General features: G+C 49.9%; 22 protein-coding genes and 1 tRNA gene. 10 read left to right on the forward strand and 13 right to left on the reverse strand.

What is annotated here, in order from left to right:
- Nucleotides 1-57: 57 nt before the first annotated feature.
- The 4 genes from AC50X8_RS29235 to AC50X8_RS29250 all read right to left on the reverse strand — a co-directional run bounded on the left by AC50X8_RS29235 (nt 58) and on the right by AC50X8_RS29250 (nt 4,682).
- Nucleotides 58-1,260, reverse strand: coding sequence for an aminotransferase class I/II-fold pyridoxal phosphate-dependent enzyme (locus AC50X8_RS29235; protein WP_494883046.1), 1,203 nt, complete (start codon nt 1,258-1,260; stop codon nt 58-60).
- Nucleotides 1,261-1,314: 54 nt separating this feature from the next.
- Entirely contained in the window at nt 1,315-2,778 is a 1,464-nt protein-coding gene (pdxR, locus tag AC50X8_RS29240; protein WP_494883048.1) for a MocR-like pyridoxine biosynthesis transcription factor PdxR, read from the reverse strand.
- Between the two features lie 167 nt (nt 2,779-2,945).
- Nucleotides 2,946-4,226, reverse strand: coding sequence for an EAL domain-containing protein (locus AC50X8_RS29245; RefSeq protein WP_081418790.1), 1,281 nt, complete (start codon nt 4,224-4,226; stop codon nt 2,946-2,948).
- A gap of 162 nt (nt 4,227-4,388) precedes the next feature.
- Nucleotides 4,389-4,682, reverse strand: coding sequence for a hypothetical protein (locus AC50X8_RS29250; RefSeq protein ID WP_056035103.1), 294 nt, complete (start codon nt 4,680-4,682; stop codon nt 4,389-4,391).
- Between the two features lie 163 nt (nt 4,683-4,845).
- Between AC50X8_RS29250 and motA the strand changes: the two genes are divergently transcribed.
- Nucleotides 4,846-5,646, forward strand: coding sequence for a flagellar motor stator protein MotA (gene motA, locus AC50X8_RS29255; RefSeq protein ID WP_056035104.1), 801 nt, complete (start codon nt 4,846-4,848; stop codon nt 5,644-5,646).
- Entirely contained in the window at nt 5,630-6,469 is an 840-nt protein-coding gene (gene motB, locus AC50X8_RS29260) for a flagellar motor protein MotB (protein WP_056035107.1), read from the forward strand. Before motA ends, motB begins: the two co-directional genes overlap by 17 nt.
- Before the next feature lie 107 nt (nt 6,470-6,576).
- On the opposite strand, the gene AC50X8_RS29265 is transcribed toward motB, so the two are convergent.
- The 3 genes from AC50X8_RS29265 to AC50X8_RS29275 all read right to left on the reverse strand — a co-directional run bounded on the left by AC50X8_RS29265 (nt 6,577) and on the right by AC50X8_RS29275 (nt 9,887).
- On the reverse strand, nt 6,577-7,107 hold the full coding sequence (locus AC50X8_RS29265) for a DinB family protein (RefSeq protein WP_056035110.1): 531 nt from the start codon (nt 7,105-7,107) through the stop codon (nt 6,577-6,579).
- Between the two features lie 101 nt (nt 7,108-7,208).
- On the reverse strand, nt 7,209-7,964 hold the full coding sequence (gene rluF / locus AC50X8_RS29270) for a 23S rRNA pseudouridine(2604) synthase RluF (RefSeq protein WP_494883051.1): 756 nt from the start codon (nt 7,962-7,964) through the stop codon (nt 7,209-7,211).
- Nucleotides 7,965-8,009: 45 nt separating this feature from the next.
- Entirely contained in the window at nt 8,010-9,887 is a 1,878-nt protein-coding gene (locus tag AC50X8_RS29275) for an ATP-binding protein (protein WP_494883053.1), read from the reverse strand.
- 215 nt (nt 9,888-10,102) lie between these two features.
- On the opposite strand from AC50X8_RS29275, the gene tadA reads away from it, so the two are divergent.
- Nucleotides 10,103-10,573: a tRNA adenosine(34) deaminase TadA gene (gene tadA, locus AC50X8_RS29280; RefSeq protein WP_056035119.1), complete on the forward strand. Its 471-nt coding sequence runs from the start codon at nt 10,103-10,105 to the stop codon at nt 10,571-10,573.
- Between the two features lie 4 nt (nt 10,574-10,577).
- Here tadA and AC50X8_RS29285 read toward each other — a convergent pair whose 3' ends face one another.
- From AC50X8_RS29285 to AC50X8_RS29300, 4 genes are all read right to left on the reverse strand, one after another.
- A complete protein-coding gene (locus AC50X8_RS29285; protein ID WP_494883055.1) occupies nt 10,578-10,745 on the reverse strand; it encodes a Spo0E family sporulation regulatory protein-aspartic acid phosphatase in 168 nt (55 codons plus the stop codon).
- Nucleotides 10,746-11,326: 581 nt separating this feature from the next.
- Entirely contained in the window at nt 11,327-12,169 is an 843-nt protein-coding gene (locus AC50X8_RS29290) for a methyl-accepting chemotaxis protein (RefSeq protein WP_056035125.1), read from the reverse strand.
- A gap of 361 nt (nt 12,170-12,530) precedes the next feature.
- Nucleotides 12,531-13,061: a chromate transporter gene (locus tag AC50X8_RS29295; protein WP_056035129.1), complete on the reverse strand. Its 531-nt coding sequence runs from the start codon at nt 13,059-13,061 to the stop codon at nt 12,531-12,533.
- A 27-nt stretch (nt 13,062-13,088) separates the two neighbouring features.
- Complete coding sequence (locus AC50X8_RS29300) at nt 13,089-13,718, reverse strand: chromate transporter (RefSeq protein ID WP_056035132.1); 630 nt, start codon at nt 13,716-13,718, stop codon at nt 13,089-13,091.
- Nucleotides 13,719-13,983: 265 nt separating this feature from the next.
- On the opposite strand from AC50X8_RS29300, the gene AC50X8_RS29305 reads away from it, so the two are divergent.
- Nucleotides 13,984-15,183, forward strand: a complete 1,200-nt coding sequence (locus AC50X8_RS29305; RefSeq protein ID WP_494883058.1) for an ROK family protein — start codon at nt 13,984-13,986, stop codon at nt 15,181-15,183.
- A gap of 156 nt (nt 15,184-15,339) precedes the next feature.
- Nucleotides 15,340-15,416 (forward strand) — tRNA-Arg (locus AC50X8_RS29310).
- 234 nt (nt 15,417-15,650) lie between these two features.
- Here the strand turns inward: AC50X8_RS29310 and AC50X8_RS29315 are convergent.
- Nucleotides 15,651-16,940, reverse strand: coding sequence for a galactokinase (locus AC50X8_RS29315; protein ID WP_056035137.1), 1,290 nt, complete (start codon nt 16,938-16,940; stop codon nt 15,651-15,653).
- Between the two features lie 300 nt (nt 16,941-17,240).
- On the opposite strand from AC50X8_RS29315, the gene AC50X8_RS29320 reads away from it, so the two are divergent.
- Nucleotides 17,241-20,558, forward strand: a complete 3,318-nt coding sequence (locus tag AC50X8_RS29320) for an OmpL47-type beta-barrel domain-containing protein (protein WP_494883060.1) — start codon at nt 17,241-17,243, stop codon at nt 20,556-20,558.
- A gap of 336 nt (nt 20,559-20,894) precedes the next feature.
- Here the strand turns inward: AC50X8_RS29320 and AC50X8_RS29325 are convergent, their stop codons facing one another.
- A complete protein-coding gene (locus AC50X8_RS29325; protein WP_494883062.1) occupies nt 20,895-22,490 on the reverse strand; it encodes a bifunctional metallophosphatase/5'-nucleotidase in 1,596 nt (531 codons plus the stop codon).
- Nucleotides 22,491-22,671: 181 nt separating this feature from the next.
- On the opposite strand from AC50X8_RS29325, the gene AC50X8_RS29330 reads away from it, so the two are divergent.
- The 4 genes from AC50X8_RS29330 to phnE (AC50X8_RS29345) all read left to right on the forward strand — a co-directional run bounded on the left by AC50X8_RS29330 (nt 22,672) and on the right by phnE (AC50X8_RS29345) (nt 26,188).
- Nucleotides 22,672-23,670, forward strand: a complete 999-nt coding sequence (locus AC50X8_RS29330; RefSeq protein WP_494883064.1) for a phosphate/phosphite/phosphonate ABC transporter substrate-binding protein — start codon at nt 22,672-22,674, stop codon at nt 23,668-23,670.
- 138 nt (nt 23,671-23,808) lie between these two features.
- Entirely contained in the window at nt 23,809-24,582 is a 774-nt protein-coding gene (phnC, locus tag AC50X8_RS29335; RefSeq protein ID WP_494883066.1) for a phosphonate ABC transporter ATP-binding protein, read from the forward strand.
- Entirely contained in the window at nt 24,579-25,385 is an 807-nt protein-coding gene (phnE, locus tag AC50X8_RS29340; RefSeq protein ID WP_494883068.1) for a phosphonate ABC transporter, permease protein PhnE, read from the forward strand. The genes phnC and phnE (AC50X8_RS29340) overlap by 4 nt, the downstream gene beginning before the upstream one ends.
- Complete coding sequence (phnE, locus tag AC50X8_RS29345) at nt 25,382-26,188, forward strand: phosphonate ABC transporter, permease protein PhnE (RefSeq protein WP_494883072.1); 807 nt, start codon at nt 25,382-25,384, stop codon at nt 26,186-26,188. The genes phnE (AC50X8_RS29340) and phnE (AC50X8_RS29345) overlap by 4 nt, the downstream gene beginning before the upstream one ends.
- Nucleotides 26,189-26,525 lie beyond the last annotated feature (337 nt).

Here is a 26,525-nt window from a genome sequence, read left to right on the forward strand (position 1 = left end):
CTCTTCCTTTCCGCTTCCTTTCCTAGCCCTTCCTTAGCCCTTTCCGCTCCGTTCCCATCAACCGCCGACCCGCTCCAACTGCTGCAACGGGTCAGCCTGCCTCGTCTGGCTCATGTAGCAGCCCATTCGCTCCAAAGCCTCCGACAGCTTTGCTGATGATACCGAATAGGAGCAGCGGATGCGCCCTTCACCGCCTGGTCCAAAAACATGCCCTGGCACGACGGCCACGCCCGCTTCCTTCATGAGCTTGAAGGCGAACTGCTCCGAGCTTAGTCCCGTATGGGCGATGGATGGAAAAGCATAAAACGCCCCTTCCGGCATATGGCAGGAAAGCCCCAGCTGCTGCAAGCCGCCCACGAACATCGCCCTGCGCTGCTTGTAAGCCTCCTTCATTAGATCCTTGTCTGCCAATCCGCTGCGCAGCGATTCCAGAGCAGCAATCTGTCCCATAATAGGCGCGCACATTGCTGTGTATTGATGAATTTTCAGCATTTGCGAAATAATTTCCACAGGGCCGCAGGCATAGCCAATACGCCAGCCTGTCATGGCAAAAGCTTTCGAGAAGCCATTTATGACGATCGTCCGCTCCTGCATGCCAGGCAGCGATGCGATGCTCACATGCTGGCTTTCATAAGTCAGCTCCGCGTATACCTCATCGGATACGACGATTAGATTATGCTCTTTCACCAGCTCAGCAATGGGGAGCCAATCCTCATAGGACATGACCGCACCCGTTGGATTGTTCGGATAGTTGATCAGCAGCACCTTGGAGCGCGGGGTGATTTTTTCCCGCAGCGATTGTGCCGTTAGTTTGAATTGCTCATGCTCATGCGTCTCAACGTTTACAATACTGCCGCCCTGCAGCGCTACAATGGGCGAATAAGCGATATAGCTTGGAACCGGGATCAGCACCTCGTCGCCCGAACAAATCAAGGTTCTCATCGCCAGATCAATCGCCTCGCTGCTGCCCACCGTCACGAGAATCTCATCCTTCGGCTCATAATTTAATTCAAAGCTGCTCGCCAAATAACGGGCGATTTCCTCGCGCAGCTCCATGAGTCCGGCATTCGGCGTGTACATCGTCTGACCGCTTTCCAGCGCTCGTATGCACGCGGCGCGCACGCGCTCCGGTGTTGCAAAATCCGGCTCGCCCACGCCCAGCGAAATCATATTTTCATCCTGCCCGGCCATATCGAAAAACTTGCGAATGCCCGAAGCGGGCAAGCTCTTTACAAGCGGTGAAACGTTATACTGCACCATAATGCCTGCATCCCCTTTTCAAAATAATCAAATGTATAGTTGTCGCTCTATTCCTTATGAAAGGCCCCACAGCTGTTTTGCCGTATCGCCGATAATTCGAATACCATGCATAATATCCTCATCCGCCACGCGGGAAAACCCTAGACGCAGCGTATTACCGCCCCGTCCATCCGTAAAGAAATGATGGCCTAAAGTAAAAATAACGCCTTGCTGTGAGCACGCCTCCAGAAGCTCCCGCACCTTGCACGCTTCCCGAAAGGTCACAAACAGATGCAGCCCACCATCTCCCGACAGCGTCTCATAGGGAACATAGGCTTTGCAGGCTTGCAGCGTCAGCTCGTATTTACGCTTGTATTCCGCCCGCGCCCGCTTCAAATATTTGTGCAGATTGCCATTATGCAAATATTGATAGAGCAGCGATTGGTCAAGCGTCGAGGTATGAATGTTGCGGGCCCGCTTCATGCTTTCCAAATAATCAATCAGCTCTCGGTCTGCCAGCACCCACCCCACCCGCAGGCCGGGGAACAGCACCTTCGAGAAGCTTCCAATATAAATGACGCTGTTGCCGCTGCCCGCCGATGCGATGAGCGGCGGCACATGCGCTCCGGAATAACGCAGCTCCTCATTAAATCCGTCTTCAATGACGGGAATTTCATAACGGCTCATGAGCTGCATGAGCGCCAGCCGTTTCTCCATCGACATGACGATGCCTGTCGGATTGTGATAGGAGGGGACAAAATAGGCACAATCGTAAGGGCGCTCCTCCAAAGCCCGTTCAAGCTCCCCCAAATGAATGCCATCCGGCTCCATCGTAACGCCCTTAATGTCAAAGCCATGCAGCTTGAGATTTTTTATCGCGGTATGATGGGTCGGATTTTCGCAGAGGACTGCGCCGTGCTTTTGCCGAAGCGCGGCCAGCACAAGGTCAAATCCTTCCGTAAAGCCGGCAGTGATAATCATATCCTTGCCCTGCACATCCACGCCCTTGTTCTCCATATAGGTCATCAAATACTGAATCAGCGGCTTATAGCCTTTGGCATAGCCATAGTTCAGCAGTACATGGCCCTCCACCGACATACGGCCCAGAAACGCCTGCTTCACATGATCCAGATCAAACAGCTTCTCATCCGGGGCAATGCTCGTAAAAGAAATCGTACTCTTGCCTGCGCGAATCCCGCGCTTCATGAGGTCCAGCTCCTCCGCAAGCAAAGCCTGCCTGCTCAGACGCTCCTTCCATGGCAACTGCCAAGACAAGGACGACGGTGCGGCGCTGCCCGCCGAATCCTCCGACACATAATTGCCTTTGCCTTGCAGGGCATATACGCGGCCCTCGTCCGCCAGCTCCGCATAAGCGGCAATGACCGTATTGCGGCTCACACCGAGCAATACGCTAAGCTCCCGTGTCGACGGCAGCTTCTGATGAGGCTGCAGCGCGCCTTTTATCATTAAACGCTTCATATAATCTTTTACTTGAATCGATACTGGACGGCCTTCTATGAGCTTGAAATCATGATACACTTCTCAACGCCCCCACCTTTATCATGGCATATGGTCCCGCCCGAGCGTAAACGGCTGTCGCCGTCCTTTGGCGGCTCGGCGCGTTTCAGTCCGAGAAATATAGAGAAGGGCTGAAACCATCATATCCTTTCCTATATCCTAACAAAAGAACCACGACGCCGGATTTTTCATCCTGTCGTGGTTCTGCAAGCAGCGTCCTCTCGTTGCCGATCCGTCTGCTGTTCATCATCCTTCATATCTGCAAATAAAATAAGGCCGGGACCTGCAAGGACCGATACGGTCCGAATCCATTCACATGTATCCAAATCGACGTAGGCACGCGACACTAGGGTGCTCTGCGTCTCGCTTAACTGCGCAATGGTAGGAATGAAGTAGGGGCGCCAGCTCCAATTCGCCCCATAATATTCCTCCTGCCGCTCCCACTCGCCAGCCTCCACCCTGCAATAGTTGGCCGATAGCTGAATGCCGTCCTCCCGGCACAAATAAATGCGAACGCAGCTCGGCGGCAGCTCCTCCAACAGTCCGGCAATCCATCCATTGCCTGCTCCGGGTTCGTCCTCTCGACCGAAAGCGAAAGCTTGCTCCTTGTCGATGAACGCAGCAAGCTGCGCCGCTTCCTTCTGCCAATTCCTCTCGGTGCGCAAGCGCTGCTGGACATATTCCGCAAGCTCGGCCTCCAGTGCTGCGGCGAAACGATCCGCTCGCTGAAATTCCGGCTCGGCCTTGGAGAAGAAGAAGCCCTGCACATAACGGGCACCCGCTTCAATCGCACGCACCAAATCCTGGCGCGTCTCCACTCCTTCAGCGAGCAGCGACGCCCCGATCTGCTCTGCCAGCGCGGAGAAGGAACGAAGGGCGCCTAGATAGCCATTGTGCGTCGCGCTCTTTTTGATCATATGAATGTCGATTTTCAGTATATTCGGCTGAATATGGGCGATACGATCCGTACTGCTGAATCCGCTTCCTACATCATCGATCGCAATGAGGCACCCTCTCGAACGGTACAGATCCACAATGGAGCGCAGCTCATCCATCGGGCCATTAAAGCTTTCCTCGGTAATCTCGATGACGATGCGGCGCGGATCAATCCGGTATTTATCGATCAGCTGCAGCGTAAACAGCTCGCCGGATTGCTGATAGCGATGAATCCAGTTCGGCTTTAAATTAATAAACAGCAGCGACTCGGAATTTTCCGCACCCAGCTTGCGCATCGCCTGCTCCCGCAAAATCCGATCGACCGCAATATGATCCTCTACCGAAATGGCGGCGTCTCCAAAAAAAGGGCCCAAGCTTCGCACGCGCTCGCCTGCATAGGCTCTGCCCAGCACCTCATACCCCATAATGGTTCTGGTGTCCATCGCCAGAATAGGCTGATAGAAGGCAGCAAGCTGCTCGCCCTTAAGGCCTAGCGATTCCGGTATCTTTCGCATCGTTTGTCGGTCCTTCATCGCGTGCTCCTCTACATAAAAACGATGTCATATATTCTTCCATTGTTAAAGTTAGACCCTATTGTAGCGGAATCGACATTCGTTGTAAAGAAGCGACAGCGTTCGCTAAGACCGATTTTCCCCCAGCTGTTCGGGCTCCGAATGCCCTGCTCGCCCTATGCTCTAAATCAACCGCACCATATGCGTGACATTATCGCCCTGCGCGACCTCAATGACATGATGCTTCGCGTGATAGGAAACTTTGCCTGCGCCCACCTCGATCAGCGCTTGCTCGCCCAATCCGAAAAACACATCATCGGCCAACGCCTCCATCACCTCGTGCTTTTCTTCTTCTCCCAATGCCTCCCACTCTTCCTTTTCCATTTCAAAAAAAGAGTAGCTTCCCTCAATCGCGCTAACCGCTGTTGTCAGTTCCTTCAATATATCCGCATATTCCCTTGCATGCTTTACGCCCATAATAAGGTTCCACCTTTTCACTGATTTATATGATTCATTTTACCTCATTTTCACAATTTTTAATGCCTTTCTGTTTAAATCCTTTTCAGGTCTAATCTCACCGCCCCCTTCTGTCGATAATATAAATAGAGAACTTTCGAAATTGTATTGGACGGGGTGTATAATGAAAAATTCAACTATTATCGGTATTGTTCTAGCTATCATAGGTATCTTTGGCGGGATGGTCGTCAAGGGAGCTCCAATTTCCAGTCTCTTGAATCCTGCTGCCTACATGATTATCATCTTGGGTACCGTCGCAGCCGTAATGATCGCTTTCCCCATGTCAGAGCTAACAAAAATCGGCAAGCTGTTTAAAATGGTATTTGGCACTCAGAACTTGACTTCACGTGAACAACTCATTACTCAATTTATGGAATGGGCCGGCATTACACGCCGCGAAGGCCTGCTCGCTCTTGAAGCTAAAGTAGATGAAATCGAAGATAATTTCCTGCGTAACGGCATGCGGATGATTATTGACGGCAACGATCAGGAATTCGTTCGTGACGTTCTGCTTGAGGATATTGCCGCTACAGAAGACCGCCATAAAGTCGGCGCGCTTATTTTCACCCAAGCAGGTACATACGCTCCTACACTCGGGGTACTCGGCGCCGTGGTCGGCCTGATTGCCGCCCTGTCGGATATGAGTGACATTGAGAAGCTGTCCCATGCTATCGCCGGCGCGTTTATCGCAACGCTGCTCGGTATTTTCACAGGTTATGTGTTATGGCATCCATTTGCCAACAAACTCAAGAGGCTTTCTAAAGCCGAGGTTCAAATTCGTCTAATGATGGTAGAAGGCTTGCTCTCTATCCAATCAGGCGTATCCACCATCGCAATCAACCAAAAGCTGTCGGTATTCCTGACTCCGACTGAGCGTGAGAAGATGAGGGAGAAGGAGGAAGGGGCCGTTGAGCAAAAAGCATAGGCACGAAGAACATGAGGAGCATGTTGACGAATCCTGGCTCATTCCTTATGCCGACTTGCTCACTCTGCTGCTGGCACTGTTTATCGTATTGTATTCAATGAACTCGGTAGACGTAAAAAAATTCGAGGAAATGAGCAACGCCTTCAATATCGCCTTCACCGGCGGTACAGGCCTGCTTACCGATCCAGCTGCGGTCACTACGGGTGATCAAAGAGACAAGCAGGAGCCGTCACCTAACGATTCAACGCAAAACCCAGCTGCTGGTGATGACGAGAAGGACGATGCGCAGAAGCGCCGTGAAGAGCTGATGAAGCAGGAGCAAGAGGATCTGGAGAAGCTGAAGAAGCAAATCGATGACTATATTAAGAAAAATGGTCTCACCTCCGACCTTGAGACGAAGCTCAACCAGTCCCAGCTGATGATTACTATTAGCGACGAGGCACTGTTCGCATCTGGCAGCGCTGAAGTGAAGGAAGATTCGCGCGAGCTCGCCATTTCCATCGGCACGATGCTCCAGCAGTACCCGGACTACGAAATTATCGTATCGGGACATACGGACAACAAACCGATTAACACCTATCTCTTCAGATCGAACTGGGATTTAAGCACCTCCCGTGCTGTACGTTTTATGGACATTTTGCTTGAAAACCAACAGCTCTCACCGACCAGATTTACCGCAAGCGGCTACGGAGAAAATCGCCCGCTTGCCAGCAACGACACCGAGGAAGGCCGAGCGAAAAATCGCCGCGTTGAAGTATCCATTATCCGCAACTATGTAGATTTGGAGAAAGCGCAGGAGCTTAAAATCAAACCAAAAGAATAACCGGCTTGGCAGCACGAATGGGTAATAGAAAAGCCGTCGCCCCTATGCTTATGCATCGGAAGCGACGGCTTTTTTTGCTATTAATGAAAGTAATCGCATTAGTGCTTTTATTTCGACAGAACATTTTCACTAAACCACTTTCTAAGCTGGTTGATTTGGGCTTGGTGGTAGCGGCTATGGTCAGCCATATGCCACAACCCCCAGCGTATAGTTGCTTGCTTTTCATTTTCATGACCGAAAGTGACAACTTTATCTAGATCAGCATCTATTAATTGTGCACATATGTCTTTCAACATATTTAAAACATCCTCATAGCTGGAAATAAGCGTGTTCAAGGGCATGCCTTGGACCATGGGAAGCCGGTTATTTTCATCTATCATAGGGCCATATTGTTCTTTCAATAACTGCGGAAGCGGCTGTCCTTTTATTCTATAAACCCAGTTCAGATCAACATAGAGGATATGTTTGATTAACTGAGCCGTACTATTTGAATGATGGCTAGGCCCCTTGCTGTCTACTTCCTCTTGCGACATGCCGCTTGTGATGAATTTTAGTCGCTCACTGTTCTCTTTTACAGCGGAATATAGCATTCCCACAATCGGCGACATATTCGCTTCACCTTTTAAATCATGCAGCATCCTAGCTCAGCCCCTCGTCGTTATTTGCTAGTGTTATAAAAAAAGAAAGCTCCCGAGCCTTCGCTCGAGCTGCTTCCTCCACATGATACGACCATTTCTAACTATTGATTCGATTCTGATTTAGACCCTGCTTGTGCAGACGATGACGGCGTCGGCGAAGCTGGCGTATAATCCAGCAGATCAAACAGCTGCGCCTTCTCCAGCTCCGTCAAGTCTCTCCATTCGCCGTTAGGCAGCTCGCCCAGCTGAATGTTCATAATGCGTACCCGCTGAAGCTTACGCACATGGTAGCCAAAAGCTTCGCACATTCTGCGAATTTGGCGGTTGCGCCCCTCGGTCAATACGATGCGGAACACGCGCTCCGCACTGCGCGTCACTTTGCAGGGCAGCGTCATGCTGCCCAAAATTTTGACGCCCTCCGACATGCCAATGACAAATGATTCGCTGATCGGACGATCCACCGTCACAATATATTCCTTCTCATGCTTGCCCTCCGAACGCAAAATCGGATTCACGACATCGCCGTCATTCGTCATGAGAATAAGCCCTTCCGAATCTTTATCGAGTCTGCCAATCGGAAAAATCCGCTCCTGATGGTGCACATAATCAACGATGTTGCCCTCAATATGCAGCTCAGTCGTACAAGTGATGCCAGCTGGCTTGTTTAAAGCGATATACACATGCCCCTTATGTTCACCAATACGGTTGCCGTCAATGCGCACATCATCGCCGTGCTCGGCTTGGCTGCCTAGAAGCGCCGTGTGACCATTAATGGTCACACGTCCGTTCTCAACAAGCTTGTCCGCTTCCCTTCGCGAGCAATAACCGGTTTCACTAATAAATTTATTAATTCTCACTTGCGCTCACCTCATTCAAGTATGCCGCTCATTCTGCTGTTCATATTAACCTGCAGCGCTTGCTTTTTCTACTAGTATACCTCCGTCTCCCTCGTCTTTCAAAGCAGGGAGCGTAATCGTCACCGTTGTTCCGGCGTTCACTTGGCTTTGAATATCAATCATGCCTTGATGGCTCTGGATAATACGCTGGCTGACCATCATGCCAAGTCCGGTACCGCTCTCCTTGCCCGTCACGAATGGACTGCCGATTTGCGAAATCAGTTCCTCTGGTATGCCGATGCCTTCATCTGCTATTTCTATCGTAATGTGGCCCGTATTTCGTTTCAAGCGTATGTAAATGGGCCCTCCAGTCGGCATCGCTTCAATCGCATTTTTCAGCACATTAATGAACACTTGCTTGAGCTGATTTTCCTCACAGGAAATCAGGCAGGGCTCTTCGGCGAAAACGGTCAGAAATTCCGCATTATGCAGATGAGCCTCGCTATCGAGAAACAGCAGTACGTCGCGCAGCACCTGCTTAACATCCTTTAAGGTAAACTGTGTCGCCTGCGGCTTGGCCAAAATCAAAAATTCGCTGACAATCAGGTTAATGCGATCTAGCTCCGACAGCATCAAGCTTGTATGCTCGGTATTGCCCGTACGATTTTTCAGTTGAAGCTGGAGAAAGCCTCGCAGCGTCGTCAGCGGATTGCGTATTTCATGGGCGACACCAGCCGCCAGCTGACCAACTGTCGTCAGCTTCTCGGAGCGGCGCAGCAGCTCCTCCATCTTGTTGCGGCTCCTCATGTCGCGAGTAATGCTCGCGAACGCCTTCACCTCGCCCGCGCTATCGCGAATAGGGGATATCGTGACGCTAACGGGGATAATCTCGCCCGACTTCGTTAAACGCTTCGTCTCCTGTGCAGGGAGCACCTTGCCCGCTAGAAGCGAGGCAAGGATCAGCTTCATTTCGCCCCGGTGGCTTTCTGGTATGAGCGTAAGTTGGCTGCCAAGCGCCTCTTCCGCTGTATAGCCATAAAGCTGCTCGAAGGCTTGATTCACTTGAATAATGATTCCCTGCAGATCGACAACATGGATCGCATCACTCGTATGATTAATGAAGGATTGCAGAAAATTTTTCATCCGGCGGTTTTCTTCAAAAGCTTTGCGCAGCTTGTCCATGTAAATGCTGAGATTTTGCGACATCGCGTTTATTTTCACAGCAAGCAGGCCAAACTCATCCCTGCTTCTCACTTTAATGAACGAATCAAAGCGGCCGTGAGACACCTCATTGACCTTCCATAAAATCGATTTAAGTGGACGGAGCAGCATCCCCGACAGCAAATAGCTGCCAAATAAAATAAATAACATAAAGATGCCGGCATATTTCAGCCAATCCTTCACCTTGTACGCAGCCCGATCCTGAAAGTATTCGTAGCTATAGACGATGCGGATAACAGCGGGCTGCATATTTTTATTGCTGTAGTAGCTCTTTAAATAAGCGGCCCCGTCCGTTTCGATTTCATTAACCCGATAAAGACGATCCTTGGCTGTCAGATTAATCAGCTCTTGTTCAAGCTCGGCGTCATAGAGGCTCTGTTTGCCGTAAATAATATCATAGCTAGCTACGCTCGTAATCTGCTCCTCATGATCCTGAGGCCGTAATATGGTTATATCCAAAATGCGTGCGTCCCACCGCTTCCAGTCTTCAATCAGCCTATTAAGCTGCTCCTCCGTCTCTGCATCAAGAGGCATGCCCGCCGCCAGCTCGTTATTTGATAAAGCCAGCGTCTCGTAGAGCTGTACAGATGCTTTGCTCAGCATGCTGCCAAGATTTTTGTGCATATTGCGAAACATCGAATATTGGTCCACAATAAGTAGGGTAACAAACATGGAGAAGAATGCTATCGCAATCAGTAAGCAGAGCTTGAGTTTGAATGGCACTACGAAGACCACCTTTATCGTCGTAAATTCGAACGACTTATCCACATTTTATAAACAATATACGCTACTTATACACATACTGGTCGAATATTTTGTGTATAAAAAAGTGCATAACCAGAAAGTTATCCCCAATGTTATCCACCACATGTTAACAACAGAATATTTGTTCGCTGAATAAACGCAATTGATTTTACATATATAGGAGGGATTGCATCATGCTGCAAGAGCAGGAAGACGAATTTTGGATGCAACAGGCTATTGAGGAAGCCAAAAAAGCTGAGCAAATTGGTGAGGTTCCCATAGGAGCAATTGTTGTTAAAAATCATCAAATCATTGGGAGAGGTTACAATCTTCGAGAAACGCAGCATGATCCTACTGCCCACGCCGAAATGGTCGCCATTCGCGATGCATGCAAGGAATTGGACGCTTGGCGGCTGCTCGATTGTACCTTGTATGTAACATTGGAGCCATGTCCAATGTGTGCTGGAGCTATCGTCCAATCCAGAGTGAAGCGTGTCGTTTATGGTACCGGCGATCCCAAAGCAGGATGCGCAGGCACGCTAATGAATTTGCTGCAGGAGCCGCGTTTCAACCACGAAACGGAACTGACTAGCGGCGTATTGCAACAAGAATGCGCCACAATGCTTACCCAGTTCTTCAGGAAGCTGCGACGGAAAAATATATAGTTGACTAGTCGTGTTTACGACGCATGGAAGAACCAATCATCTCATCACGCTGCATCTGTTGAAGGGCAACGATTAGTTGATCTGCTTCCTCGCTAATCGCAAGAACGTCAGGGTCTGTCAGACTACCTCGTGCTTCGGCTATCTCATGGAGCTTTAGCCTTAGCGATTGCAATTGATCGAGTAGAATTATTTTGTCCATAGCTCGCTTCGTGGCCCACTCCTTAAATATAGCGCTCGTGTGGCAATTTTATTTTATTATACGCTTATTCCGGTGGGCTGTTTGTAAAAACGTGTCGACAATCACCTATAATTTTCAGGCAACTTTCGACAAAATCAGGATTAGCTTCCAAAATAGTAGTCCATTATACCCATTTTTAAAGTTTTAATGATTAACCAAATCAGCAACATATTGGTAAACCTGACATTCATGAATGGTTGCTGCTGTTCATTTCTTCATTTGGGAAAGTCATTTTTATTTTCCCGACATGCGATGTCGATTTATCCACCACGATTTTGTCGTAATACATCTTTTTTTGTAAATGAAAGCTGACATTATCATGGAAGGCGCGGCTATCTGTGCCGTATCTTTATGCATTTTGCATAGCATAGAAGTACACCCCTAGGAGAAACCTTGATATAGCTGACATTTTGAAAAAAAGCCCTGCCTCCTGACGGTTATCGCCAAGGGGCAAGGCTTCTCTCGCTTGCAAAATGCTGAAAGCGTTTGTCCCAAACAGATCTTTCATTCTGGAACTATGATTCCGTAAGATTGTAGGAAATCATCTGATCAGCTATGTCCTTCATCGATTGGCTTGAGCTTTGCAGACGCTCGATCACGCTCGTAAAAGCGCTAACCATGGAAGCCTGCTCCTCGGATGAGGCCACAATTTGCGAAATTTCGCGTTCCATGCCTTTTATCGACGTCTGAATATCACCAAGCGCCTTCTCAATTTCTACAGTCGCTTTTTTGGAATCGACGGACAGCTTGCGCACCTCGGTGGCCACGACGCCAAAGCCTGCTCCTGCTTCACCTGCGCGCGCCGCTTCAATTGCTGCGTTCAGCCCGAGCATATTCGTCTGCTCAGATACCTCTTTAATAAAGCCCGCTACTTTGTTGATTTGCTTCGAGTTTTCCGCTGTTGTTTTCGAATTTTCCGAAATTTGTTCACTTGCCGCTTGCAATTCCTCGGAGTGGGCTGCCATTTGCTGTACCATCTGCACCAAATGCTCTGTAATGGAATGACTTTCGCGCACAAGATGCTCCAGCTGATTCTGGTTCGTTAAATTATAAGCAACGCAAAAAACAGCCTCCACCTCGCCATTCTCGTTCTTAAGCGGTATATTTACAACATCCATTGCAATTCCAAACGTTTCCTGGGGAATATGGGTGATGCTTTCCTCCCTGCCATTTTTAAGCGCGGCAAAATTCATAAAACCCTCAGAAAGCGTATCGCCTGTTTTGAAGCCCATATCGACTCCCGGCATAGGCAAATAATAAAGCATATGAGTGCGGTCATATAGAGATAGGCTTGCACTCTCCCGCATCATCTTCCGGATGTAAGGCATGGCGTGGAGCATAGCTTGGACTGAATTCATATTGGTATCCCTCACTGTCTAATTCAAGTTGTTTAAATATATTTCGGTAAAAAAGAACTGATTTTTTAGGTCTTTTGAATTATTTTTTATTAAATTTTTAGTAAAAACTCTTTAATCCGTTCGACAATATGTTCCACATGGAACATTATCCTTCGCGAATGCTGTTGAATTCATGATTTGAAAGAAAGCCAAAAGCCGCTTGTTTCGGGAGCTTGCTGCAAGGAGCAAACTCTCAAAACAAGCGGCTTTATGCGACTTCTTACCCCATCATATACCTTCATACAGCTTCAAGCTGGAAAATAACGTTTTATTAGCAAACGAATGAACGGCTTTTTCTTTGCGCACCCTTCGACAATGGCTGCTAAAATAAAATGATACCCGCTGCCCCTGCTCCGGCAATGATAATAAACGGATGCAGCTTAAAGCGCATCAGTAAGAATAAGCTGCCTGCAACGATGAGCAGCATTCCAGCGAACGACCAGCTCAGAATCGCGCCATCATTCGGATATCCGAAATGAATGGCTGCATAGACCATTAGGCCGGTAATCATCGGCTTCAAGCCGTAAAAGGAGGCTGACAGCCATTTATTATTTTGAAGGCGGAGGATAAACGCTGACAGCACAATCATGAGCACCAGCGACGGCAGCACCATGCCAGCAGTCGATATAATCGCACCCGTGATGCCGGCGGTCTGATAACCGATTAACGTCGCCGAATTTGTTGCAATCGAGCCCGGCGCCATCCCGGCAAGGGAGACGGCCTGCTCAAATTCCCCTTGCGTCATCCAGCCTCGGGATAGAGCCTCATATTGAATAATCGGAATAACCGCGTAGCCCCCTCCAAACGACACACAGCCTATTTTCAAAAAAACAATAAACAGCTCTCCGAGCATGCTCCGTCCCCCCTCTCCATTTCCCGTCTAAATGTAGTATTCAATTTCGCTGCTGCTTCTGCTGACAGAAGCTTTCTCCGTCAATACCTTCATCCCCAGCAGCTGCTTGCCCTTCGTGAATATGATGCCTCCAAGCAGCCCCGCCATGACGACGTAAATCGGATTAATCGCAGTAAACAGCAGCACAGCGAGCGTCACAACCGCTACGAACGTCGTCGCAACATCAAACAATGCCGTCCGCGCCATGCGGTAAGCGGCCATCACCATTAAGGCGATGACCGCCCCATGTATCCCTTTAAGCGCCGCCACCAGCTTCGGATGATCGCCAAAGGCGCGTATAAACAAGCCCAGCAGCAAAACGAGCAGCAGCGTAGGGAGCGTTATGCCAACGATGGCGATAATAGCTCCTGCGGCACCGGCCTGGCGATAGCCAACCATCGCTGCAGCATTGACGCCTACACCGCCTGGCGCTGACCCTGCTAGCGAAATGAGCTGCGTCCATTCTTTTTCATCCAGCCACTGCCGCTTCTGTACGGCCTCCCGCTCGATCATCGGCATCATCGCGTAGCCGCCGCCAAACGTTGTAGGTCCAATTCGAAAAAATATCCAAAACAGCTGCAGCAGCATACCCAGCCGTTTATTTTGTCCATTTGCCATGAGGTTCCCTCCATTGATGGGGTGATGCTTTCTCTCTATTATACCACCTTTATTCCATAATGGATTTAACTTATCAAAAAAAGGCTCATCATTTCGTTTTATCGAAGCTATTCGATTGAATTATGAGTGATTTGGGTTGAGTTTATTTCTTTTCGAATAAATGTTCGAAGCAGACGTGAACATAGCGACTGTCCATGAATTACGATATAATGAGGAGTGGCACTTTCATTTTTTTCATCCTACCTATAGTAAGCAGGGATTAGTTATGTACAAAGCGGAACGGAGCGTTCCCTCTCATAAAGAGCTTATTTATACACAAATCGCCGAGCAAGGCACCGTATCGAAAGCGGAGCTGCTGGACAGGCACAAGCTGACGAGCAGTACGCTAACGCGTGTATTGGAGGAGCTTGTGATGGACGGGCTGATTCAGGAGACGGGTCTTGGTCCCTCCAGCGGCGGCAGACGGCCGATTTTGTATCAGATTCATGCGGAGTACCGGTACATTTTTGGACTGGAAATTTCGCGTTTCTCTTCGACATTAGGCTTATTCGATATGCAGCTGAATCAGAAATCACTCGTTCGCTGGCGGATGGATGAAGCGATGACACCGCAGGCGCTGGTCGACTACGCGTCGCAGCTGATGCGTACCCTTCTTCGGGATCACCGGATTGAGCGGGAGCAGATTCTCGGCATTGGCATTGGGGCAGTTGGGCCGCTTGACCGGAGCAGCGGGATGATTTTGGACCCGCTGTATTTTGCGGCCAGGGGCTGGACGCAGGTTCCGATTTGCCAGATGTTTGAGGAAGCGACCGGATTCACAGCGTTTCTCGAAAATGGCGCCAACACCGCGCTGCTTGGCGAGCGCTGGGCGCTGCGCCATGAAGACATCGAGCATGCGCTGTATGTGCATGCCGGCGTCAGCCTGCGCTCCGCGATCATGTCGTATGGCCGTATCGTCCATGGCACGATGGATATGGAAGGCTCGATCGGACAGATGATTATTCACACTGATGGGCCTCGGCTGTCTTCGGCGGGCAATTACGGTGCGCTGGAGGCGTACGCTTCGATTCAGGCGCTGGAGCATCAGGCACGCTCCCATGCGAAGATGGGGCAGGATTCGCTGCTCAAAGCGTATTCCGTCACGCCCGAGCAGCTGAATTATGAAGTGCTGCTGCAAGCTCTGTCGGCGGATGATCCGTATGTGCAGGAGCTGTTCCAGCAGTCCGCCGTCTATTTCGGCGTCGGCCTGGCGAATTTGATTAATATTTTTCATCCGGAGCTTGTTATTCTGGGCGGCGCTTTAATCAATTCTAAGCCGATGTATTTTCAGACCGCTACAGAAACCGCGAAGAAAAACACCTACTATTCCCCCGCCTATGAGCCGAGGTTTTCCAAAGGCCAGCTCAAAGAGGATGCCGTCGTAACCGGCGCAGCGCTGACTGTGCGCAATAAGATGCGGATTTAATAAGCGTGATGAAAATAATGCAGCAGGGTAGGGTAGCAGGGCAGCAAAATGGTGGAGCAGACTGATGAAGTCTCAGCTCAATAGGCTGACCAAACGGTTAGGCAGGCAAGCATTGTTGCTTGATCCCGCCTTCCATGGTAAAATAATCAATGCTGCGCGCCCGTAGCTCAGCAGGATAGAGCGACAGTTTCCTAAACTGCAGGTCGTACGTTCGAATCGTATCGGGCGCGCCATAACAAAGTCTTCAAAACCGTTATTCTATAAGGATTTTTCTTTTTTTTACACCAGAATCAAAATGGGCTTTATTCTGTTTGGTGCCCAGTTGGGAACAAATTAGTGCCGTTTTTCTCAACTGTATTGCACGCATTTCAATAGCAAAGAAGCCCCATTAATCTAATGATTTCTGGGGCTTCTGCAATTCCAAGCCTATTCAATCAATACCCGGACTGGCTCCGCATTTCAACTTACTACCTATCTAACAGTTCATTTAAGCATACAGCCCCATGCTCACGCACATTCACAACCAGGACCGGAGTATCCAGCATTCCGCCAATCCATGACATATACGCTTCCGCATGCTCGTTAGGAATAATGGTCAAAATCACTCCCGCGAATCCTCCGCCATGAACTCGGCATGCGCCATCGCCGATTTTTTTCAAATAGTTTTCAGTAAGGGACAGGGCGATAGCGATCTCCTGATTTTGAATAGCCCCGCTTTGATATACATTTTGAAGCCATTTCCAAGATGAATTCCCCGAAGCCGTAATGAGCGTCAAGAAATCATTGAACCTGCCATCCTCAAGTGCCAGCACCTGCTCATCGACGCGCTGATTTTCCGCAAAGAAATGCAAGGCGCGCAGTACAGCCCGGTCTCCAGCCGCTTCTCTAACCGCCTTCAAATTAGCGTAAATATCCTCTGGCGCTAAATCACGGCAGACCGAAGCTCCTAGCGCTTTGGCCACCGCATACATCTCATTAGGTACCGCCGCATAATCTTCCGTTAAATCAGCATGATTTCCGCCTGTATTTACAATGACCAAGGAGTAGCCATTTTTCTGAAAATCCCAACGCACGGGCTTAATAACAGGCTCCTTAGGCGTCTCAAAATCAATCGCGATTAAACCGCCATAGGCGCAGGCCATTTGGTCCAGCAGGCCGGACGGCTTATTCCAATAGCGATTTTCAGCAAATTGGCCGACTTTAGAGAGCGACACAGCATCAAGCTTTCCATCATTATAATAATGATTTAGAATCGTGCCGATTAGCATTTCGAAAGACGCAGAAGAGCTTAATCCCGATGCAGCAAATACGTTGCTCGATATATAAGCATGGAAGCCGCCTACTTGAAAGCCCGCATTAATGAATCCGGCTGCAATGCCGCGAACCAACGAGGTCGTGCCATCGTCTCCAGACCGAGGCTGTATATCCTGAAGATCAATCACATATTTCGTTGCATAGCCTTCCGAGAAAAAGGTAATAACAGGCTCGTCCACCTTCACCGCCGCCCCAATCGTATCCAGCGTAATGCTTCCCGCTAGAACCTTGCCGTGATTATGATCCGTATGGTTGCCGCCAATCTCACATCTTCCAGGGGAGCTAAACAGTCCAATCTCCTGCTCTCCGAAATACGTCTGAAATTGCTCAACAAGCGATTGATACCGGTTAGTTTGCTCTACAAGCTGCTGCTTGCCATACATTTGGACAAGCAGCTCCTGTCCCTCGGCCGTTTGCAGCCTTTTTAGCATTTGATTACTCATCTTAATTCCTCCTATATGTCACCTTTAATTGACTTAATAGACTTGATTAACTCGATAAACTTGAACCATACTCTTATCTACAGCCGCTTCATCACAATTATCTCAAATTATGTCCCTATATAGTAGGGCACGAATGCAAGATATACGCTCTTCTTAAACGCCTAGTCCATCCTCCCCAATTCACGCCTCACATAGGAATATTTAACTATTTTTTACAAATTCATATCACTATAGCAGATGTTCACATGCTAGAATATGGACGAACGCTAAGATTAATGATTCATGGGAGGAATGGAATTGATGAAGCTTACACAACGGAAGTCATCCTTGTCACAAAAATGGATCAAGTCGCTTATCGCTCTATCTGTCGCTATTCCGCTGCAAGCTGGTTTATGGGGCGGCACGACAGCGGTTCACGCTGAGGGCCCCACTGACCCGGCCCCTTTTATCCAGCCTAAAGTCGTGAACGAAAACGCTGGAAAAAAGATTTTGTTCGACAATACCCACGCCCAGACCGCTGGAGCAGCAGATTGGGTCATTGACGGCGGCTTCTCTGATTTCGGCGACGCACTCGCTAATGATGGCTATTATGTTCAAGAGCTTCGCAAAACAACCCCATTTACCTACAATGACTTGAAAGGTTACAGCGTATTCGTCATCGCAGAACCCAACATCCCTTTCAAAGCAACAGAACAAGCTGCTATGACGCAGTATGTAGAAGGCGGCGGCAGCATTTTCTTCGTTGGCGACCACTACAATGCCGATCGCAACAAAAACCGCTGGGACGGCTCCGAAGCGATCAACGGCTACCGCCGTGGTGCATGGACAGATCCGGCAAAAGGCATGAGCGCTGAAGAGCGCAGCTCAGAGGCCATGCAAGGTGTAACCAGCTCAGACTGGCTGTCCGACCATTTTGGCGTTCGCTTTCGCTACAACGCGCTTGGCGACATAAGCGCTAATCAAATTGTACCGCAAGAGCAGGCCTTTGGCATCACCGCTGGCGTATCCGCTGTTGCGATGCATGCGGGCTCCACGCTTGCGATAACCGACCCGACCAAAGCCAAAGGCATTGTATATTTGCCACAAACGAATCAAGCTTGGGGCAGCGCCGTAGACCAAGGCGTATACAACGGCGGCGGTGTCGCTGAAGGGCCTTATGTCGCTGTCTCCAAGCTGGGAGCAGGCAAGGCCGCTTTTATCGGGGACTCCTCTCCGGTTGAAGATGCTTCTCCAAAATATTTGCGCGAGGAAACCGGAGCGCGCAAAACGACCTACGACGGCTTTAAAGAGGAAGATGACGGCGTATTGCTCGTGAATTTGGTTAATTGGCTCGCTGAGCAGGAAAGCTACACGAGTCTTACCGAGGTTGACGGTCTGCAATTGGACAGTGCTACGGCATTGCTGCCTTTTGAGAACCCTGCTGCTTCGACGGAGCCGCAGCCAGAACCATGGTCCGCGCCAAGCGCAGGCTATAAATGGTACGACCGTTCTACATTTAAGCCTGGCTCGTACGGCGGCCCAACAGCGAGCGCCAATGCCGCTTACAGCTTCGTCAAACAGGCGACGCTTCCGAACGCGCAGGATTTTCAAATTCGTGTTGTCGCCGACAATTTGCCTGCCAATACGACCGTATCCGGCTTTAGCGCCGGCATTTATTTGACCGGAGGCACGCAGGTAGCCATGGTTCAAAATGAAAATGGCACCTGGCCGACTGCCTACGGCTACAGCTCAGCTTTTAGTGTCACATCAGACAGCAAAGGACATGCCTTTAAAGATTTGACTGTCCGCATTAAATCCGGAACGTCCGGTGCAGCCAGCTTGCGCCTGCGCTTGAACGGAAGCAATCTGATTACGAACGCAGTTACCGTAGGCAATGTACCGGCAGAGCCGCTTCCTGAAGAGGAAGGTCCGATCCCCGCTCTGGTACCCATTGCGGAAGCTCGCAATAAGCCAGTAGGCTCTACCGTAACGGTTGAAGGAATCGTGACGACGGAGCCGGGTGCATTTGGCGGACAAGCTTTTTATTTGCAGGATGACTCAGGCGGCCTTTATGTGTTCCAAAGCGCAAGCGGCTTCCATCAAGGCGACCGCATTAAAGTGACAGCCGCTACAGCACTATACAATACGGAGCTTGAATTGACCGATATTATCGCAATTGAAAAAACCGGCACAGCGCCGCTGCCAGCTCCCCTTGCAGCAGACCGCGTCTCGGCAAATAACCAGGGTCAGCTTGTTCAGCTTTCAGAAGTAACGATTCAAAACTTGACGAGTGCAACGCCAGTCGGTTCTTTCGAGTTTGATGCCGTCGATGCTGCCGGAATCAGCAACCATATCCGCGTAGACACACGCACAGGCTTATCGCTAGCTTCCTTCCCGTATGTCGAAGGCCAGCAGGTTAGCATTACGGGTGTTGCGGCTATTTTCAGAGATGTCTTTCAATTGAAGCCACGCGGGCTTAGCGATTTCACCCTGCAAGGCGATACAGCCGCTCCGGAGACAACGGCTTCCCTTTCCGCTTCGCCTAATGAGGCGGGATGGCTGAACCAAGACGTTTCCGTAACCTTGACAGCAACCGATGACGCAAGCAGCACCTCCCCTCTTCGCACAGAATACGCCGTGAACGGGAGTGTCTACCAAGCCTATGAAGCACCATTTCTTATTAATGAGGAAGGAAGCTCTGTTATTTCTTTCTTCTCTACAGATGCGGCTGGCAATAAAGAAGCGGTGAAATCTGTAACGGTCAAGCTGGATAAATCAGCACCCGACGTGATTTTAACGCAGTCCGGAGGCGCGATAGCTGATGCTTCCGAGACGGATACGCTTATTTTTGCGCTGAGCAGCTCGGATGCCTTGTCTGGTATTGCTAGCGAGCAGCTGCTGCTGGACGGGCAGCCTGTTAACAGCCCTTATTCCATTAAAGGATCTGAGCTTGGCATTGGCGCTCATACCGTTGCTTACTTGGTAACGGATTTTGCCGGCAATCAAGCTTCTCTGCAAGCTTCTTTCCGCATTACCGGGCAGCCGCTTGCGGTAGGTGCTCCTGGAATGCCTGTGCTTTCGAGCAACAACGGCTATGATACAGGCTTGCAAGACGGTGACTATACGATTTCCTTGAATATGTGGTGGGGCAACAATGGGACGAGCTACAAGCTTTATGAAAATGGCGAGCTTATTGACAGCCAGACGCTGCCTGATGTCTCCCCCTCTGCCCAATTTGCCCAAACCCATGTAAGCGGCAAGGCCAATGGAACGTACACGTATACCGCTGAGCTTACGAATGCCAAGGGGACAACCCGCAGCGAGGTCTTAACGGTACGGGTGACCGATGCGTCTCCGGGCAAGCCTGTGCTGTCGCAAGACAACTGGGACGGTGACGGCCAATACAGCATTACCATGAATATGTGGTGGGGAACGAACGCGACGGAATACCGTTTGTACGAAAATAACGAGCTCATCGATACCCAGTCGCTGAAAGCAGCTGCTCCTGCCGCTCAACATGCCGTAACAGCACTGTCTGGCCGCCAGCTTGGGTCTTACGAATATCGGGCCGAGCTTGTGAATGCAGCAGGAGTGACAATGAGCGAAACGATCACCGTTCAAGCAAGCGTAAACGGCTGAAGCCGTCCTTTGGCGGCAAAGCTATCGTTTCGCGGAGAAATATAGAGAAAGAGGATAAAATAATCATATAATTTCCTATATTTCAAGGTGAAACGGCTGTCGTCGTCCTTGGCGACGCGGCGCGTTTCATTCCGGGAAAAATAGAGATAGGATAACGAAAGAATATCCTTTCCTATATTTTCAAAAAATAGTTCTGCCTATTCTGGCGACAAGCTCCCAGTACCGGACAGCAGCGCTTGCTCATCCATTCTTGCTCACAAATTCAGCTCTCGCGATTCCTTTATGGAAACACGAGAGCTTTTTTATTTAGCAACGGTATTTGACGCACACAAACCTTTACCCTGCTGTAACCTTCCAATTCCCCGCGCGAGGGGCATCCAGCGGCTGATGCTTGCGGATGTAATTTTCTGCGAGCATCGCCATATCCGTATCACCGGCAAAAAGAACAGGCTTTCCTGCATACATCGCGTAATTGCCGCCGCCAGCCGCACGATAGCTGTTCATTACAACCGAATACTGAGCATCCATCTGCAAGGGCTCTCCATCGCGATCAAGCTTGACCACCCGGCTTCCCTCCGGCCGTGAAATATCCAGCTCATAGTCGATGCCTGCCCACATGTCGTAGTTATAATGCTGCGCCTTCGGCTCCATGTACAATGGATTTACAATAATCTCCCCCTGAACGTCCAATGAAAAATAACACGCGGCCTGCTCCAACGCAGCCCGAATGTCCTGTCCGCTTAGCCCCAGCACCGTCAGCGTGTTCGGATAGATGAAATTCGTTAATACATCCCGCATGGTCACCTTGTTCCCAAAACCGCGCGCCTCCTCGCTTAGCAAAGCGGCGTTAGAAAGCTGTGCCCCCGTAGCCTCCATCTGGACCTGATGGACAAAAGCAAGGAACGGATGGGCATCCAGCCTCAGCTCAGCTGCATTCTGAATCGACAGATCGCCAATAATTTCGCCAATCGGCTGATCCAGCCAAGCTTGCGTACGTCGCTCCAGCTCATCGGTAAGCGCAAGAACAGCAGCGTCAGGCAAGGCAGACTCCTCTGGATAAAGCAGCTCGGCTCGCTTGCTCGTAATTTCCCAGCAGCCTTCGGGCTTCCGCTCCAACTGCACCGCAACATGAGCAGCAGATGACCCGTTATAGCCCGTCTGCACAATCGTGACGCCATGCAGCTCCTCCGCAAACGACCGATGCTGATGCCCGGTCAGCAATACATCTATGCCTTCCACCTCGCGGCAAATGGCATAGGCTTGATTTTCACCCGTCAGCGGTTCGGCTGGTTGACCTGTTGCTAGATCATTTTCGAAGCCTCCGTGATAGCTGACTATAACGAGATCCGGCTGCTCCTTGTCGCGTATGTGCTGAACCCATGTCCGAAGCGTCTCTAACGCGTCAAGAAAACGCAGCCCTTTCATATTTTGAGGCTGCTCCCAGTTGGGAATGTAGTGGGTTGTAGCCCCAAGCAGGGCGACTTTTACGCCAGAAGCCATTTGCTTCATGATGAACGGAGGCCCAAAAGCGGGCTCGCCACTTTGTTCATCGACGATATTAGCCGACAGCCATGGAAATTTTGAAGCCTGAACAGCACGGTTCAGCATATCCAGGCCGTAATTAAATTCATGATTGCCCATAACAGCAGCATCATAGCCAAGCTCATTCAACACCTCTATAAAAGGATGCGTGTCATAGCTGTCTTGAAAGGCAGCAGCGTAGGAAGCCAGCGGCGAGCCCTGCAGCAAATCCCCATTGTCCACCAGCAGCAGCTCAGGCGCCCGTTCGCGTTCCTGCTTAATTCGCGCTGCCAATAAAGCCAGTCCGTTATGGCTGTAGGCATTGGTCGGGTAATGGATCGGACGGATCGCGCCGTGCAGATCACTCGTCAGTATAATTTCGCAGGTGTACTTGTTCGTTTGCGTCAACATAAACCTCTCCCTCGTTGCAGCATCATTTTTTTCCAATGTAACTATTCTAGCAAAATCATTTTCAACTTAGCAGTGCATAAGCTTGTTTTACAATTAATTCATTTATCGTTGATACTCCGCAAATATAAATTGAATATAGTAAGCAAGTGTCAAAAAATACAATCTCTTGGAGGGTTTTTGATTGAAAAAGATGTATGCCTTTATGTTGCCTCTGTTACTGACTACGCTCTTGCTTGGAGCTTGCGGAACGAACAATACGACTGGTTCGGCTGGTACCGAATCCGCTAGTCCTAGTTCAAGCCCATCTACAGCTGCCTCAACTGAGCCAGCACCAACAGCTAGTGCAGACACAGGCTATGTGCCAACAACACTGACTGTCCAATTCGTCCCTTCACAAAATGCAGATACGCTGGAAGCGAAAGCAAAGCCGCTTGAGAAGCTTCTGGGAGACAAGCTTGGCATTCCGGTAAAGGTCAGCGTGTCGACTGACTACAACACAATCATTGAAGCAATGGCATCTAAAAAGGTAGACGTTGGCTTCCTGCCTCCAACTGCTTATGTACTGGCTAAAGAAAAAGGCGCAGCTGAAGTTATTTTGCAGGCGCAGCGCTTTGGCGTAAACGATGAGACTGGCGCTCCTACAGACCAGCTTGTTGATTTCTACAAATCCTTGATTATTGTGAAAAAAGATTCGCCGATTCAATCGGTGGAAGAGCTTAAAGGCAAAAAAATCGCCTATCAGAACGTGACGTCATCCGCTGGTTTTGTATGGCCGGCCGCCCTGCTGATGGACAAGGGTCTGAACCCGCTTAGCGATGTACAGCCTGTAACGGTTAAAGGCCATGACCAAGGTGTTATTGCGGTAATCAATGGCGATGTGGATGCGGCGGCGATTTTCCAAGATGCGCGCAATACCGTCATGAAGGATTTCCCTACCGTGTTTGAAGACACGCGTGTGCTTTCGTTTACAGAAGCGATTCCTAACGATACGATTTCCGTTCGTTCCGACATGAGCGCGGAATGGTCTGCTAAAATTTCGCAAGCTTTCATTGATATCGGCAAAGATACAGAAGGACATGCCATTATTAAAGAAATTTATTCCCATGAAGGTTATGTGCAATCCGATGACAGCAAGTTCGATATCGTTCGTCAATATAATGAAAAAGTAAAAACAGAGTAGTACGATTTTTCGTCCTGCACCGTGCGGCACAAGGCGAGCCAGTTCAGCGCAAGCGTGCGCTGTGCTGGCTTGTTGCATTGATTGCATTGTTGCCCGCCGCTATTCTCGCACCGAACTTGAACCGAAAGGATTGACGTCATGATTGAGCTTCGTCAAGTATCTAAAGTGTATCCCAATCAGACCAAGGGCCTGAATAATATTAATCTCACCTTCGAACAAGGCGAGTTTGTCGCTGTTGTCGGATTATCGGGTGCAGGCAAGTCTACGCTGCTGCGCTCGATTAATCGGCTGCACGACATTAGCGAGGGCGATATCCTCATTAACGGCAACTCGATTACGAGTGCTCAGGGCCAGAATCTGCGAATGATCCGCCGCGACATTGGCATGATTTTTCAAAGCTTCAATCTCGTCAAACGTTCCACCGTGCTGCGCAATGTGCTGGCAGGGCGCGTCGGCTACCACTCCACTCTTCGTACGATATTGGGCCGTTTTCCCAAGGAGGATGTGGATTTGGCGTTTGAAGCGCTGGAGCGGGTCAACATTTTGGAAAAAGCTTATTCCCGCGCCGACCAGCTTTCCGGCGGACAGCAGCAGCGTGTCGCGATAGCACGCGTGCTGGCGCAAGAGGCCAAAATCATTTTGGCGGACGAGCCTGTCGCTTCGCTAGATCCGCTTACTACCAAGCAAGTCATGGATGATTTGAAGCGAATTAATCAGGAGCTGGGCATTACGACGATCGTTAATCTTCATTTTGTCGATTTAGCTAGGCAATATGCGACGCGAATTGTCGGGCTGCGGGCAGGTGAGGTCGTATTTGATGGCCCTGTAGCTGAAGCTACAGACGAGCGGTTTGCTGAAATTTATGGCAGGCCTCTTCTTGAAGGCGAGCTGCTGGGAGAGGTATCGGCATGAAAAGCCCGCTTGAGACTGGAACAAGCCAGGCGCCCCGTCCCCTGCCGCCTACGCGCACGAAGCATGTGCTGACTACGCTGCTTATTTTGCTGCTGCTCTGGGGCAGTGCCGTGCAGACGGAAGTGAGCTTTAAGGAGCTGATTGAGGGCTTTCCGAACATGTTAGATCTGCTGGGCGAAATGTTTCCTCCCCGCTGGACCTACTTTGATAATATCGTGGACGGCATGCTGGAGACGATTCGCATGGCATTAGTAGGAACAACGATTGGGGCAATTATCGCCATCCCAGTGGCATTGCTGTGTGCAGGCAATTTAATGCCGCATCGCTGGGTGTATTATCCGGCACGATTTTTGCTCAATTTGGTAAGAACGCTGCCTGACCTGCTGCTCGCCGCCCTGTTCGTCGCGGTCTTCGGGCTTGGGCCTGTGCCGGGCATTCTCGCGCTTGCTGTTTTTTCGGTCGGTTTAATCGCCAAGCTGACTTATGAGACATTGGAAACGATAGACCAGGGACCGCTTGAAGCGATGACGGCGGTTGGGGCCAACGCTATGCAGCGCATCGTATTTGGAGTGGTGCCGCAAATTTCGGCTGCCTTTATGTCGTACGTGCTTTATACCTTCGAAATTAATGTGCGGGCAGCCGCCATTCTCGGCCTTGTCGGGGCTGGCGGCATCGGCTTGTTTTATGAAGCGACGCTTGGCTTTCTCGAATATGACAAAACCGCTGTTATTATATTATTTACACTGGTCATTGTTCTGTTTATTGATTTTGCAAGCACGAAGCTGCGGGAGAAACTACTATGACGACGAAAAATGGGGATTACCTCATCCAAAAACCGCGGAAAAACCCGCTTCGGTGGCCGATTATTATTGCGCTCGCGCTTGTTTATATTTGGGCGTTCTCTGGCGTTCCGTTTACTGGCTTTAAAGAGACCGCGGGTCAGATCATGAAGTCGATTATGGCGGGCATTTTTTCTCCCGATTGGGGTTATGTATACTTGCCTGAAGGCGAGGATTTGCTGCGGGGGCTGCTGGATACGCTGGCTATTTCGATACTCGGTACGGTGATTTCGGCTGTGCTTTGCATTCCGTTCGCCTTCTGGTCCGCCCGCAATATGAGCAAATATCGGCCGATTTCCGGCTCGGGCAAAATCATGCTCAGCTTCATCCGGACGTTTCCGGAAATTATTATGGCTATATTGTTCATTAAAGCTGTTGGTCCGGGCTCCTTTGCCGGCGTTCTCGCCCTTGGATTGCATTCGATTGGCATGCTCGGCAAGCTGTTTGCGGACGATATCGAAAATATAGATTTCGGTCCTTCCGAAGCGCTGCTCGCTTCCGGAGCGACGCGTTTGCAGCAGCTTTGGTTCGCTGTGCTGCCTCAAGTGCTGCCAGGTTTTCTGAACTACACGCTGTACCGCTTTGAAATTAACGTCCGCTCGGCCACGATACTGGGCGTCATTGGCGCTGGCGGTATCGGCACGCCGCTGATTTTCGCGCTGAGTACCCGAAGCTGGCCTAGGGTCGGCATTATTTTGCTCGGCATCGTTATGATGATTACCGTTATTGACCTCATCTCCGGCTATGTGCGCAAGAAGCTGGTGTGAGGCAGCATAGGCGGTAGCAGGGGCCAGCGAAAGCAGCCAGTTGCCTGAGTGAAGTGCAACCCTTAGAGTAGACATTGGAAAGCCCTTATGGGAAACCGATGATGCTTTAAGGGTTTATTTATGTAAAGAATATATCCAAATTTTATAAAAACGCCAATTGAGCATCGACTACAATTTACAGCAATGAGTGTTAAACAAGAATGATAGGTTTGGCTGCACTTTATTAAACTCCCTCGGTAAAATGTAGTTTTCTCACGAATGCTCGCTTATTCGCAGGATCTCTCCAATAGATAAATCGCTATTCGGATAGAAGAGGGGGTGTACCGTCAAATTCGCC

The organism is Paenibacillus sp. JT22N15 (genome assembly GCF_059383755.1).

Coding starts and splice junctions, on each gene's coding strand:
- AC50X8_RS29235 (WP_494883046.1), bottom strand. CDS start 1,260: ATGGTGCAGTATAACGTTTCACCGCTTGTAAAGAGCTTGCCCGCTTCG.
- AC50X8_RS29245 (WP_081418790.1), bottom strand. CDS start 4,226: ATGAAGGACCGACAAACGATGCGAAAGATACCGGAATCGCTAGGCCTT.
- AC50X8_RS29250 (WP_056035103.1), bottom strand. CDS start 4,682: ATGGGCGTAAAGCATGCAAGGGAATATGCGGATATATTGAAGGAACTG.
- motA (WP_056035104.1), top strand. CDS start 4,846: ATGAAAAATTCAACTATTATCGGTATTGTTCTAGCTATCATAGGTATC.
- AC50X8_RS29265 (WP_056035110.1), bottom strand. CDS start 7,107: ATGCTGCATGATTTAAAAGGTGAAGCGAATATGTCGCCGATTGTGGGA.
- tadA (WP_056035119.1), top strand. CDS start 10,103: ATGCTGCAAGAGCAGGAAGACGAATTTTGGATGCAACAGGCTATTGAG.
- AC50X8_RS29290 (WP_056035125.1), bottom strand. CDS start 12,169: ATGAATTCAGTCCAAGCTATGCTCCACGCCATGCCTTACATCCGGAAG.
- AC50X8_RS29295 (WP_056035129.1), bottom strand. CDS start 13,061: ATGCTCGGAGAGCTGTTTATTGTTTTTTTGAAAATAGGCTGTGTGTCG.
- AC50X8_RS29300 (WP_056035132.1), bottom strand. CDS start 13,718: ATGGCAAATGGACAAAATAAACGGCTGGGTATGCTGCTGCAGCTGTTT.
- AC50X8_RS29305 (WP_494883058.1), top strand. CDS start 13,984: ATGTACAAAGCGGAACGGAGCGTTCCCTCTCATAAAGAGCTTATTTAT.
- AC50X8_RS29315 (WP_056035137.1), bottom strand. CDS start 16,940: ATGAGTAATCAAATGCTAAAAAGGCTGCAAACGGCCGAGGGACAGGAG.
- AC50X8_RS29320 (WP_494883060.1), top strand. CDS start 17,241: ATGAAGCTTACACAACGGAAGTCATCCTTGTCACAAAAATGGATCAAG.
- AC50X8_RS29325 (WP_494883062.1), bottom strand. CDS start 22,490: ATGTTGACGCAAACGAACAAGTACACCTGCGAAATTATACTGACGAGT.
- phnC (WP_494883066.1), top strand. CDS start 23,809: ATGATTGAGCTTCGTCAAGTATCTAAAGTGTATCCCAATCAGACCAAG.
- phnE (WP_494883068.1), top strand. CDS start 24,579: ATGAAAAGCCCGCTTGAGACTGGAACAAGCCAGGCGCCCCGTCCCCTG.
- phnE (WP_494883072.1), top strand. CDS start 25,382: ATGACGACGAAAAATGGGGATTACCTCATCCAAAAACCGCGGAAAAAC.